Source organism: Streptomyces sp. NPDC002838 (assembly GCF_040295365.1).
Lineage (GTDB): Bacteria > Actinomycetota > Actinomycetes > Streptomycetales > Streptomycetaceae > Streptomyces.
Genome location: NZ_JBEOVF010000058.1, coordinates 42,090 through 54,443 on the forward strand (window position 1 = coordinate 42,090; position 12,354 = coordinate 54,443).

General features: G+C 69.4%; 8 protein-coding genes and 3 pseudogenes. 8 read left to right on the plus strand and 3 right to left on the minus strand.

Annotation, left to right across the window (positions count from 1 at the left end):
• Window positions 1–540: 540 nt before the first annotated feature.
• The gene (locus ABT063_RS43465) at window positions 541–1,818 is read right to left on the minus strand and encodes a tannase/feruloyl esterase family alpha/beta hydrolase (protein WP_351066487.1); all 1,278 of its coding nucleotides are present in this window, start codon (window positions 1,816–1,818) and stop codon (window positions 541–543) included.
• A 213-nt stretch (window positions 1,819–2,031) separates the two neighbouring features.
• On the opposite strand from ABT063_RS43465, the gene ABT063_RS43470 reads away from it, so the two are divergent.
• From ABT063_RS43470 to ligA, 8 genes and pseudogenes are all read left to right on the plus strand, one after another.
• A complete protein-coding gene (locus ABT063_RS43470) occupies window positions 2,032–3,117 on the plus strand; it encodes a sensor histidine kinase (protein ID WP_351066488.1) in 1,086 nt (361 codons plus the stop codon).
• Window positions 3,111–3,755, plus strand: a complete 645-nt coding sequence (locus ABT063_RS43475) for a response regulator transcription factor (protein ID WP_351066489.1) — start codon at window positions 3,111–3,113, stop codon at window positions 3,753–3,755. Before ABT063_RS43470 ends, ABT063_RS43475 begins: the two co-directional genes overlap by 7 nt.
• Window positions 3,756–4,024: 269 nt before the next feature.
• Window positions 4,025–4,267, plus strand: coding sequence for a DUF6411 family protein (locus ABT063_RS43480; protein WP_351066490.1), 243 nt, complete (start codon window positions 4,025–4,027; stop codon window positions 4,265–4,267).
• Between the two features lie 7 nt (window positions 4,268–4,274).
• Window positions 4,275–4,502: pseudogene (locus ABT063_RS43485) on the plus strand (polyphosphate kinase 2); the annotation flags it as partial.
• Between the two features lie 96 nt (window positions 4,503–4,598).
• Entirely contained in the window at window positions 4,599–5,564 is a 966-nt protein-coding gene (locus ABT063_RS43490) for a YihY/virulence factor BrkB family protein (RefSeq protein ID WP_351066491.1), read from the plus strand.
• A 712-nt stretch (window positions 5,565–6,276) separates the two neighbouring features.
• Window positions 6,277–6,630 carry a hypothetical protein gene (locus ABT063_RS43495; RefSeq protein WP_351066492.1) on the plus strand — a complete coding sequence of 118 codons (354 nt, stop codon included), beginning with the start codon at window positions 6,277–6,279 and terminating at the stop codon, window positions 6,628–6,630.
• A 229-nt stretch (window positions 6,631–6,859) separates the two neighbouring features.
• Window positions 6,860–7,212, plus strand: a pseudogene (locus tag ABT063_RS52460) (helix-turn-helix domain-containing protein); the annotation flags it as partial.
• A gap of 143 nt (window positions 7,213–7,355) precedes the next feature.
• A pseudogene (gene ligA / locus ABT063_RS43500) lies at window positions 7,356–9,442 on the plus strand (NAD-dependent DNA ligase LigA).
• A gap of 788 nt (window positions 9,443–10,230) precedes the next feature.
• On the opposite strand, the gene ABT063_RS43505 reads toward ligA, so the two are convergent.
• Window positions 10,231–10,683, minus strand: coding sequence for an SRPBCC family protein (locus tag ABT063_RS43505; RefSeq protein WP_351066493.1), 453 nt, complete (start codon window positions 10,681–10,683; stop codon window positions 10,231–10,233).
• A 344-nt stretch (window positions 10,684–11,027) separates the two neighbouring features.
• Window positions 11,028–12,185 carry a hypothetical protein gene (locus ABT063_RS43510; RefSeq protein ID WP_351066494.1) on the minus strand — a complete coding sequence of 386 codons (1,158 nt, stop codon included), beginning with the start codon at window positions 12,183–12,185 and terminating at the stop codon, window positions 11,028–11,030.
• Window positions 12,186–12,354 lie beyond the last annotated feature (169 nt).

Sequence of the window (12,354 nt, forward strand, 5' to 3'; positions counted from 1 at the left end):
CGGACCAGCCCCCACTGAGGTTTCTTCATCCTGAAGTTGCTGGTCATGGATCTGGTGTGACTCGTGCGCAACGCTCACTGCACGCCCCGGCGCCACCGCTACCTCCTTCGACGCCGCACTGCGCACCCTGGCAGCACGTGTCCACGCGGCCACCACCATCCGATTCATCCCGGAACCTATTCAGCCACACTGCACCTCGATGCCGAATGCCTCACGGCGGCCCAGAAGTGGGCGCCGACTTCACTATTCCGCAGCGGGCGCCAAGGCCGTGAGACGGAATGCCATGGTGTGGCGCCCGCCGGATCACCCGCGCCCTGCGGCGCAAGGGCATCGACGTGGCTGGATCTCGTGAAGACGCACGGAATGCTCTTCGGTGGCCTGCGTACAGCTGAACGGGAATCGCGATCATGCGCGCTTTTGCTGAATTTCTTCGAGGTGGAGGTCGTTTCCCGGAGGTACGCAGGCACAAGCCCCGGTCGTCAATCCGGCCGGGGCCTGTGTCGCATATCTGGAGGTCGTTCCAGGGGGTGGGTCGGGCCGTCAGGAGGTAGAGGTGGGCCGCGTCCAGGCCTCGAGGTCGCTCAGGGCCGCGGTGAAGTTGCCGAGCATCGGGCGCAGGTGGTCCTGATCGAGCACGACGAGGCCGTCGGTGTGCGCACCCCCAGGGACCATGACGTAGCGGTGCAGGCCGGCGCGGCCCGCGTTGGTGACCATGCGGTGGTAGACGTCGCCGAAGGCGGCCGGCGGGGTGAGGGCGTCGAGGCTGCCCTGGATGCTGATGAGCGGACGCCGGATGCTTCCGGTGAGCGCGATCCGTTTCACGGCCTTGTGCACCGCGCGCGGGCGGGACGCGAAGTGGTAGTCGGTGTCGCATCCGGCCCCGGTGCCTTCGGGGCAGAGCGGGGTGCCCGCCTGGGCGGGCCCGTCGTAGCCGGGGTCGAGCTCCTCGCGGACCACCCGCTGGAGGAGGTCCCACTGGTTCTTGTGGTGCCATTCCCACTGACGCTCGGAGCCCTCGGGATAGCCGGCGGCGAGCATGGCGGCGTGAGCGGAGCGGTCGCCCTCCTTGGCGCGGGGGTAGGCGCGCAGGGCCGGGGGGAGGGTGGCGAGCAGACCTCCGTCGGCGGTGAAGGTGAGGGCGTTCCAGTCGAGGCCGCCGGTGTAGAGGCTGGGCCGGTGTTCGAGCTGCCAGCGGACGAGGTAGCCGCCCGCGGAGAGGCCGGCGGCGTAGGTGAAGCGAGGGGTGCGGCCGTAGTGCCGGTCCGTCACCTGCTTGGCGGCGACGGTGAGTTCGGTGACCCTGCGATGCCATTCCATGACGGCGTCGCCGGGGCGGTCCCCGTCCTTGTAGATCTCGGGGCCGGTGTTCCCCTTGTCGGTGGCCGCGTAGGCGTAGCCCTTCGCGAGGACCTGGTCGCTGATGATCCGGTCGTTGGCGTACTGCTCGCGCAGCCCCGGCGGCCCTGCGACGACAAGCCCGCCGTTCCAGTGGTCGGGCAGCCGGATGACGAACTGGCTGTCGTGGTTCCAGCCGTGGTTGGTGTTGGTCTTGGAGGTGTCGGGGAAGTAGCCGTCGACCTGGACGCCGGGGACTGCGGACGGAGTCGTGGTCCCGGGGGCTTCCAGGCCCGCCCAGTCGGCGGGATCGGTGTGCCCGGTGAGCCTCGTGCCCGTGGTGGTCAGATCGGCCAGGCGGGCGGAGACGGTGTACTCGGCGCCGGGGACCCGTACGTCGACGGGGCCGGTCCGGGCGGCCGCCGGGACGGCCAGGACGGTTGCCATCAGCAGGGGTGCGATGGCCAGAGAGCGTAGGTACATAGGTCCTCATCTCGTGCGAGGTGACGCCGAGAAACCTAGGAGCCACAGGTCATCGGGGGTAAGTACGAAAGGGCAGGGGTGGGCGGGACCGGAGGGCACATGACCTTCGGCCACACTTCGCAGCCCCGTCGACCGCCTGGTGCGGATGCGCCGCCGCGCCCGCGTACGCTGCTGGGACCGTGCGTGTACATGGGATCCCGAGGAGGAGGCCCGATGCCGCGTCCCGTGCCCTGGATATCCGCCGTCCTGTACGGGGTGGTGCTCACCGGTGGCCTCTACCATGCCGCGATCGGTCCAGGCTTCGACGCGCGCACGGCCGCGTTCGCGGCGCTGCTGTGCGCGCTGGCAGCCCTGGACGGGCGGGGGTGGCGGATCCCGGCGGGCGCCGTGTTCGCTCTCAGGGCCGCGCTGCTCTGTGCGGTGGCCGCTCTCGACGCCTCCGGGCTCTCGCGCGTGCTGTTCGTGCTGATCCCGTTCCTGGGGTTCTTCGCGTTCGGACCGGCCGCCGGGATCGCACTGGGCGCGGGCTGTGTGGTCCTGCTGGCGGGCGCGTTCACCCTGTGGGTGCCGGGCTGGGAGGTGCGCGCCGAGTACATCTCGGACCTGCTGATGTTCGCCCTGGGAGTCGTACTGGCGCTGGTGACCGCTGCGGTGGCCGTGCGGGAGCAGCAGGCCCGCGACCGGCTGGAGGGCACCCTCGCGCAGGTGGCTCAGCTGTCGGCGGCCCGCGAGCGCAATCGGCTGGCCCGCGAGATCCACGACAGCCTCGGGCATCATCTGACCGCGATCGGCATCCAGTTGGAGAAGGCCGAGGCGTTCGCCGCGTTCGATCCGGCAGGCTCCGCGCAGGCCGTGTCACGCGCCCGCTGGTCGGCGAACCGGGCCTTGGAGGAGGTACGGGCCTCCGTGCGTACCCTGGGCCCCGAGGCGGAGTCCGAGCCGGTCGGCCTCTCCTGGGCGCTGGCCGACCTCGTCCATCACCTGGACGGCGGGGGCCGCCGGATCTCCCTGGACGTGTCGGGCACCGAGCGGCGGCCACTGCTGGTGCTGTACCGGGCGGCGCAGGAGGGCCTCACCAACGCCTGTCGGCATTCCGGCGCAACAGAGATCCGTGTGACGGTCCGCTACGACGACCAGGGCGCGCGCCTGTGCGTCACGGACAACGGCAGCGGACTGGGCGGGACCGAGGAGGGCTTCGGCCTGACCGGACTGCGGGAGCGGGTCCGGCTGGCCGACGGGGCGGTGGACCTGCGCAGTTCGGACCGGGGCACCACTCTCAGGGTGGAGGTGCCGTGGTGAACGGGCCCCTGGTGCAGGAGGCGCCGGACGTACGCGTCCTCGTAGTCGACGATCAAGACCTCGTCCGCGAGGGCATCGCCGCACTGCTCGGCATCCAGCCCGGCATCGACGTGGTGGGCAGCGCGCGGGACGGTGCCGAGGCCGTGGAGAAGGCCCAGCAGTGCCGCCCCGACGTGGTGCTGATGGACATCCGGATGCCCGGCATCGACGGGGTGGCCGCCACGGCGCTGCTCCGCCGCCAACTGCCCCAGTGCCGGATCGTGATGCTGACGACCTTCAACGACGACGAATACGTGGGCCGGGCGCTGAAGGCGGGGGCAGTCGGCTATCTGCTGAAGAACCTGCCCGCGGCGGAACTCGCCCAGGCGGTCCGTCTGGCGCACGCGGGCGTCGCCCAGTTCGATCAGGGGGTCGTCGCCGCGCTGGCGGCCGGCATCCCCGCGCCCGACGTGCTGACGCCCCGGGAGACGGAGGTGCTCCGGCTCATCTCCGCGGGCGCCACGAACAAGGAGATCGCCGCCCGGCTCTTTCTCAGCGAGGGCACCGTCAAGAACCACATCTCCCGCGTGCTGAGCCGGCTGGGCCTGCGCGACCGGACCCAGGCCGCACTGTACGCCCGCGAGAACGGGCTGATCTGAGCCGGTACGCCCGAGCATGTGATCATTCTGCCCTTGTTCACCGACAACGCCTGAGATTCTACTTCGCACCGACGAATATCCGAACCTACCGATAGTCGCCACCGCAGCGACTCCGCTGATGCGGTATCCCGACCCGGCTGAGGTGCCCGCCGAGCTGCCCACGCCGGGCCGCCGTCGACCGGCCGGCAGAAGCTGCCCAGGGCGCCAGTCACATAGGAGGAACGTGACGGGGCACTCGTGTCCTCCCGACCAGTCGAGGGAGCCGAATCGTGATCATTGCCGCAGTTGTTGGAGTGTGTGTGGTCCTGGCCGCGCTGGCCTTCTTCGTCCCGCGTCTCTCCCGCCACCCCGAACGCGGCACGCAGCGTTCGCTCGGCGCCGGCGCACGGGCCGGCGGCAAGGCACCCGGCGTACTGGGCAGGCTTTTCAGCAAGCCGTTCCACACGAGTTCCCGCGCCGTGGGCCGCAGCGGCTCGGCCGGCCGTCGCACCCGTGGCCGCATGCCCTTCTGACCTCGGCGTCGTCAAGAACAACGACAAACGTCGCGCCCGGCAGGAAACCATGCGCAGTCTGTTGTCGCGCATGGACTACACCAGCAAGGATCCCGAGGCGGTCGCTACCCCCGATCCGCTCATCGTCGGCGCCGCCAACACCCTCCTGGAGCCCGGCGAGGAGGACACCACTCTTTCGCCCACTCCTGTGTCCCACCGCACCAGCGGGCCCGGCAGCCACCCTGAATCCACTTGACGACCGACCGCCGCAGTCGTCCGGCTGTACGGTTCTCCCGGCGGCAGGATCGCGTTCCTCATCTGGCCGTACGAACGACAGGAGGAGACGTTCTCGATGGGGACCGTTGTGCACGTCCCGCAGACGCGGGACATGATCGGGGACGAGCTTTCCGGAGACGAGGCGCTCACCGCGCTGAGGCACTACGGAGGCCGCCGGCTGCTCCTCGACGCGTTCGCCCGGTTCCGCTACGCCGACGGCTTCACCAACTCCCGTTCGCTCGCGTTCCAAGTGGTCCTGGGCTTGGTGCCGTTCACCATCGCGCTGGTCGGCGTGGCGACCACCGTGCACACGGAGAGCGTGGGGCGGATCATCGAACTCACCCTGGGCCAGATCGTGCCGGGCGCCAGTGCGAGTCTGGTCAACGACGCTCTGAGCGCCACCGCGCGCAGCGCCGGTTCCGGAGTCTGGAACGCCGTCGCCATGTGGCTGGGACTGGCCTTCGCCGTACTCAACCTCGCCTCGGCGATGGGGCAGGTCGAGCGAGGCGCCAACCGCATCTACGGCATCGAACGCGACCGGCCGTTCCTGACCAAGTACGGGCGGTCCCTGCTCCTCGCCCTCGCAGCGGGCATGCCGATGGTCCTGGGGTTCCTCGTGCTCGTCGCGGGGGATGCCGTCGGGAACGCGGTGGTGGAGGCCCTCGGCTGGCCCCGGGAGCGGCTCGACTGGTGGAGGCCCCTCGAAGTGCCCCTGGGCGTGGTACTCGCTTGGGTCGCGTCGGCGGTGATCTTCCGCTGGGCTCCGCGCAGGGACCAGCCGGGCTACACATGGCTCGCTTTCGGCTCGGCGGTCCACCTGGTCCTGTGGATCACGGCCACGTGGCTGCTGGCGCTCTACGTTGCCAAGAGCGGATCATTCGGCGCCGTGTACGGACCGCTGACGGCGTTCGTCGCCCTGCTGCTGTGGGCCAACCTGACCGGTGTGGCGCTGTTCCTGGGCATCGCGTTTGCCGCACAGCTCGAAGCGGCCCGGGCCGGAATCACCGAGGCCGTGCAACCGGATCCAGGACCGGGGCCGTGACCTAGGCCCGTGAAAATGTGTGGTGGGCCGAGGTGGACTGACGTGGGCCGCGCGGGCCGACTTGGGCAGCGTGGGCTGGCGTGCGTATCCCCGTGCGTGGCCGCGACTTCGCGCCGGTGTGTGACCCAGCCTGCCTTTCTGTTGTCTACGAGGCGGTGGACCAGGCCCCAGGCGTGTACACCTCCAGACGTAGAAAGACTGCAAGCAATGACAGAGCCCGATGAGACCGCAGCCGCCGGTCCCAGGATGCGCGGATAAGCACCTCGCGCCGCCCAGGAGCCGAGTCCTGTTGGGGCGCGATGCAGTACCCACACCTTCGCCAGGACCACACAGGCCACCAAGTCGCAGTACACGACGATGCACAGGCCCCAGGCGGCCCAAGCAAGGGTGGATCAGCCAGCCTCTGCGACTGTCCGGGACAGGCACAGGCACCTCTCACCGATGTCGGCCGACCATGTCCTACAGACACGGAAACCGGTGAGAAAGACTGCGCGGGCGTGAGAGACCTGGCACAGCTGCCGGCTGAGACTGCGTCACCCGTTCAGCAGCCATGGGATGGGTCACCGAAAAAGCAAGCTGGCCAGCGACAATGACCGGCCGCCCGGTCATGGTGACCGACTCGCGCGGTGCCTGATGTGGGCGCGTGGGGCAACGTCGAGTACGGCAGGCCGCCAAAGAGGCGGGCCGCACTCACCGAAAGGAAGCGCTCCCCGTGAAGCGTTCTCTCATCCGCGTCGCCATAGCCGGCGCCCTCACTGCCCCTGTCCTGCTCATGGCCTCCGGCGTGGCCTCCGCTGACAGCTCCTCGTACGGCACCTCTGCGGACTTCCCCGGCGCGTACACCGAGCGCGCATGCCCCAAGGCCTACACCGACGACAAGGGCAGCGAACACTACGGCGACAAGCACGAGCACAAGAAGTACGGACACGACAAGCACGAGTACGACAAGCACGACAAACACGTCAAGCACGAGTACGACAAACACGACAAGTACGAGCACGACAAGCATGAGCACGACAAGGGCCACTACCGCCACGGGCTGCTCGGCGGCCTGCTCGGCCTGTAAGGCGCCAGGCGCCAGGCGCCAAACCACACTGAGTGACGCAGTGACGTACGCGGTCACGTGCAAGATGCCGTGCACCCAGGCACTCTGCGGGTCACCGCAGCGAACGCCCTGGCCGCCGATCAACCAGAGGATGTCCTGGGCACTACCGCCATCAACACCGGCACCCAGTGTGGTCCAAAACTGACGATCATTGTTGACACCTGGGTCTCCGATCACTACGGAGATCCACATGTCGAAGTCCACCCCCGCCATTCCGCCGCTTGACCGTGAGGCCAAGCGGCGGGGTGGCGGTGATACGCCACATCGAAGAGGTCAGCAGGAACGTCGCGATGTCCTGCCGGTACTTCGGGATCAGCCGGCAGACCTACTGCACCTGATACCGCCGCTACCAGGCCGAGGGCGCTGAGGGTCTGCGAACGCGCTCCAAGGCACCGAAGACCTCTTCGAATGCGACCCATGTCGAGGTGGTCGAGAAGATCATCTACCTGCGGCAGAACTACCATCAGCGAGTCCGGCGTCTGGCGCATCCTCAACCGCCTCGACATGGGCCGCCTGCCGGCCTCTCAGCGTTACAAGCGGCATGCAAGCGCCGGGGACGAGCCGGTGGCCGGCCCGGACCCCCCGACCCGACGCCGCACCGTCAGGGCCTTCGTAGGGTCGGGGACTGACACGGTGGCCGATAGCGCGCCGGGGCATTGTCAGTGGTGGCAGGCAGGATGACGGGCATGACGACACCAGCTGCTCAGATCGTGGACGCCGCCGCCTACGCGCAGGCGGTCGAGGATGCGGTGAAGGCCGCGGCCGCCTACTACGAGGCCGGCACCTCCCCGCTGGACGACGAGACCTACGACCGGCTGGTGCGCGGGATCGCAGCGTGGGAGACCGAGCATCCCGACCAGGTGCTGCCCGACTCGCCGACCGGGAAGGTGGCCGGCGGCGCGGTGGAGGGGACGTCCCCCACACAATGGCGATGCTGAGCCTGGACAACGTCTTCTCCCCTGAGGAGTTCACCTCCTGGACCGCCTCGCTGTCCCGGCGGATCGGCCACGATGTCACCCGGTTCAGCGTCGAGCCGAAGCTCGATGGGCTCGCGGTCGCCGCCCGCTACACGCAGGGCCGGCTGAGCCGGCTGATCACCCGTGGTGACGGGACGGCCGGGGAGGACGTCTCGCACGCGATCGGCACCATGGAGGGCTTGCCGCAGGAACTGGCGGAGCCCGTCACGGTGGAGGTACGCGGCGAAGTCCTGATGACCACCGTCCAGTTCGAGCACGCCAACGAGATACGTACCGCGCACGGCGGGCAGCTGTTCGCCAACCCGCGCAGCGCGGCGGCGGGCAGCCTGCGTGCCAGGGACCGCGCGTACACCGTGCCCATGACGTTCTTCGGCTACGGACTCCTCCCCGTGCCCGGCACCGAGGCGGAGCTCGCGGAGCAGTTCCTCGAGCTCGCGCACAGTGATCTGATGGTGCAGGCCACCGCGTACGGGATGAACACCACCGCCGCCACCGCGGTGCCCGGCATCACCGCCGATACAGTCGAGCAGGTCCTGGCCCGCGTTCAGGAGATCGCCGCCCTTCGGGCGGAGCTGCCGTTCGGGATCGACGGGATCGTCATCAAGGCCGACCTCGCCGCCGACCAGCAGGCCGCGGGCTCGGGTTCGCGTGCCCCGCGCTGGGCGATCGCCTACAAACTGCCCGCCGTCGAGAAGATCACCCGGCTGCTGGACGTGGAGTGGAACGTGGGCCGCACCGGCATCATCGCCCCACGCGCCGTGCTGGACCCCGTCGAGATCGACGGCGCCACCATCACCTACGCCACCCTCCACAACCCGGCCGACATCACCCGCCGTGACCTGCGCCTGGGCGACCACGTCATGGTCCACCGCGCCGGCGACGTCATCCCCCGCATCGAAGCACCCGTCGCGCACCTGCGCACCGGCGACGAACAGCCCATCGAATTCCCCGAGGTCTGCCCGCGGTGCGGGTCCGGCATCGACACCAGCGAGCAGCGCTGGCGGTGCGAGAACGGCCGCAACTGCCACCTCGTGGCCGCCCTCTCCTACGCCGCCGGCCGCGACCAGCTCGACATCGAAGGCCTCGGCGCGACCCGCGTCATCCAGCTCGTCGAATCAGGCCTGGTCGCCGATCTCGCCGACCTGTTCACCCTCACCCGCGAGGAGCTCCTGGGCATGGAGCGGATGGGTGAGACCAGCACCGACAATCTCCTCGCCGCCCTCACCACCGCCAAGGGCCGGCCGCTGTCCCGGGTTTTGTGCGCGCTCGGGGTGCGGGGCACCGGCCGGTCCATGTCCCGCCGCATCGCCCGCCACTTCGCCACGATGGATCACATCCGGGCCGCGGACGCCGAAACGATGCAGCAGGTCGAGGGCATCGGCACCGAGAAGGCCCCGCCCATCGTCGCCGAACTCGCCGAACTCGCCCCGCTCATCGACAAACTCGCCACGGCCGGAGTGAACATGACCGAACCCGGCGCCACCCCGCCCTCCCCCGCGACCGCGGACACCGCCGACAACAGCCCCGTCACGGCCGACGGGGCGGTGCCCCTGGCCGGAATGACGGTGGTGGTGACCGGCGCGATGACCGGCGTACTGGAGAAGCTCAGCCGCAACCAGATGAACGAACTCATCGAACGCGCCGGCGGCCGCGCCTCCTCCAGCGTCTCCAAGAAGACCGCCCTGGTCGTCGCCGGAGACGGCGCCGGATCCAAGCGCGCCAAGGCCGAAACCCTCGGCATCCGCCTGGCCACCCCGGACGAATTCGCCTCCCTCATCGCCGACTTCGTCCACTGACCCTTTCCGCGAAGAACATGCCGCAGCTCACAGCGGAAGCCACAACCGGCTGGGAACAAGCCTGAACGGTTGACCGTTCACCTATACGTGGCTGCGGAGGGGACAGTGTCCCCGGGCCTCACCCATAGCCCATGGGGACGATCGTCCGGCTGAAGCCCCATGGAGCCCTCCGCCGAGAGGCGACCGCCCTCCGCACGTCACCGCCCACGGCCCTGCTGGTCTCCCCCGTCCAGCCAGGACCGTGGGCTCTCCACTGCACGCTGCCCGGCGGGCGTTCCCGTGATGACGGCTTCGGATCGCGTCAGCAACCGGGGTAGCGGATGGTGTCCTGCAACTCCAGCAGGGCTGGCGGCGGGCACCATGCTCTCGGCGGGGCGGAAGCCTTCTCGCCTGGCGATGGGCAGTTGGCCGTGGTCGTCCTGGTTCATTGAGGTAGTGCAGGTCCCGGGACGCATGACGCGACCTCTGGCGATCAAGGTGTCCGAAGCCTTCGATCACGCAGGAGCCGCGTCCGCATGTCCGTTTCCACCATCCTCGAACTGAGCACCTCTGGAGCCTGCTGGAGTCACTGTGCGGCGATCACGAATTCGACCCCCGGGGGTAGTGGTCGGAGATGCGCCACGACAACTCGGTCAAAGTGCGGTCGCCCTTGCAGCGGGGGGCGAAGTCGACGTGCCCGCCGGTGACGGTGTCCAGGGCCAGACTGCAAAGCCGGTCGGCCGGGGCAGGACCGGGCTACCCCGGCCTGCCCCGTGATCCAGCGGCTCATTGGTGAGCTTTTGAGACGTTCAGTCCCTTGTCTCTTCGGCCAGGAAAGCGCTCAGGCTGTCGAGGAGCATGGTGCTGCCCTGCTCGGCCATGTCGCGTTCCTCGGCGGTGTCGCAGGTCTGGCGGAGCACGATCTGCGCGTGGTGGTCGTCCTGCTCGTCGAGTTCCATGGTCATGGCGGCGGGCGCGGCCTTGCCGGGCACGTCCATGCCGATCACAAGGAGACGGTTCTCGACGACCTCGAGGTAAGTGCCGGTCAGTGGGAACTGCCCGCCGTCGGGTGTGACCATCGTGGCCTTCCATGCTCCGCCCGGCCGTACGTCCATCTCGACGGAGCCGGCAGCGGCGTAGGCCCACTGCGCGTACTGGTCGGGGGTGGTCCACGCCCGCCACACCTTCGCCGCAGGGGCGTCCAGCGTTCGGGTCAGCGTGTAGGAGAAGCCGTTGGCCGCGGTGGTCTGCTCAGTGCTCATGTCTCGTCGCCTCGTCTCGCCGTTGGTCAGGCTGTTGCGCCTGTAGACGCCGGCGCGGGCGGAAAGTCATCGGTCTGCTGGGGCTCGGCCGTTTCAGCGCAGGCTGGGGCACCCGCGACGAGCTGGAGTTCCACCCCGTACACGCCGAGGTCGTGGTGGAGTTCCTCGCGGACACCGCGGTCGACGACGGCCGCTACCGCCACCCCGTGCGCTTCCTGCGGGTGTGCGAAGACCTCACCCTCGACCAACTGCCTCTCTTCGGAGCCTGACCTTCCGTCGTGGGATACGGAGCACGCCCGGGCGCTGTTGGGGCCCGCCCGCCAGCAGCGTGGTGCCGGTTCGGCTCAGTCGGCAGCCTCTTCGGCCGGGGTTGTCTCCCGCCGGACGGCTGTCAGGATCAGGTCGCGGACGGGCGGCGGCAGCACCGCCGGCATCTCCAGGACGTGCCACTGACAGCCAGGCACCAGCCCATCGAGCACTGCGTACATCTGACGCTGGAACAGCAACCCCAGCGCCGAGAGGGCACCGCTGGACGGCGACCAGCGGCGATCGCGCAGGGTTTCCAGGACAGACACCCCGGACGGCAGCCCCCTCCCGTGCAGCCACTCTGTGACGGCTTCCCCGGGCTGTCCGGCATCCAGCTCGGCTTCGACCCGCTCGCACAGGCCCAGGGCCCACTCCCGCACCTGCTGAGCCGTCCGCCAGCCGACGGTGAGGTCTTCCAGCGATGCCGTCTCGGCCAGGCCCCGCAGAAGGTCGCGGGCGTCGCCTTCGGGGATGAAGGTGAGCGAACCGTCGTCGGCCAGAACCAGGTCCGCGGCCTCCGGGACGTCTTGCTGGGTGGTCTCGACGAGCGAGGCGAACGGATGAGCCGCCAAGCCCGGGTTCATCGCGCGCAGCAGGTCCCCGATCTCCTGCACGGACATAGTGCCGCCGAGGGTCGCCGTCACGGCGGCCAGCGAGGCGTCTTGCGGAGTCATCGGCGACGGCTCGGTGTTCTTGTCCAGCTCGGCCAGTTCCGCGGGAGGTTCGCCCAGAGCGCGGGCGATGCGCTCGTCGATACGCCTCGCCCGGGCGGGAACGAGCGTGACGGTCTGGCCGGTCTCGGCGAGGCGGTCGGCGACGAGGTCCAGGTCCGGACCGTCGCCCGGACTGTCGTCCTCTCCGGGCAGCGCGACGGTGTCCACTGCGGCGCGGAAGGCGGCACGCACCGTCGCCTCCGGTACCGGGAGACCGTCGGCGAACAGCAGCAGCGCCAGGTCCGTCGGCCTTTTGCCCCGGCCGGCGCAGCGGGCGAGAGCGAGGACCAGGTCGAAACTCTCGGGCGGCGGTGAGGAAGTGCTGCCCCTGCCACGGCCGAGGCCTCCGCCGGGGACGTTGCCCGGCAGTAGCCCGGCACGCCGCCAGCCTGCGAGTTGCTTCGCCGTGACCGTGAGTCCGTGACGCGCCGCGTGGTCGATGAGCTGCTGGTCGGCCGCGCTGGGGCCGTCGCTGGAAGGCATGGCGCGAAGGTAACGGCGCCCGCACGAGCTACGGACCGGATTTAGAGACCCCCACCTTCGTCCGGTCAGTTCTGCTAGGGCCTGTGTGACGTCGTGATCAATCTTGCTGACCCGGATCCGCATGGAAGGCGGATCCGGTAGGAAGTCGGTCGTGACGCGTAGGCAACTC

Excerpts from the sequence above, each read along its gene's own strand:
- ABT063_RS43510 (WP_351066494.1), bottom strand. The coding sequence starts at position 12,185 with ATGCCTTCCAGCGACGGCCCCAGCGCGGCCGACCAGCAGCTCATCGAC.
- ABT063_RS43470 (WP_351066488.1), top strand. The coding sequence starts at position 2,032 with ATGCCGCGTCCCGTGCCCTGGATATCCGCCGTCCTGTACGGGGTGGTG.
- ABT063_RS43490 (WP_351066491.1), top strand. The coding sequence starts at position 4,599 with ATGGGGACCGTTGTGCACGTCCCGCAGACGCGGGACATGATCGGGGAC.
- ABT063_RS43505 (WP_351066493.1), bottom strand. The coding sequence starts at position 10,683 with ATGAGCACTGAGCAGACCACCGCGGCCAACGGCTTCTCCTACACGCTG.
- ABT063_RS43465 (WP_351066487.1), bottom strand. The coding sequence starts at position 1,818 with ATGTACCTACGCTCTCTGGCCATCGCACCCCTGCTGATGGCAACCGTC.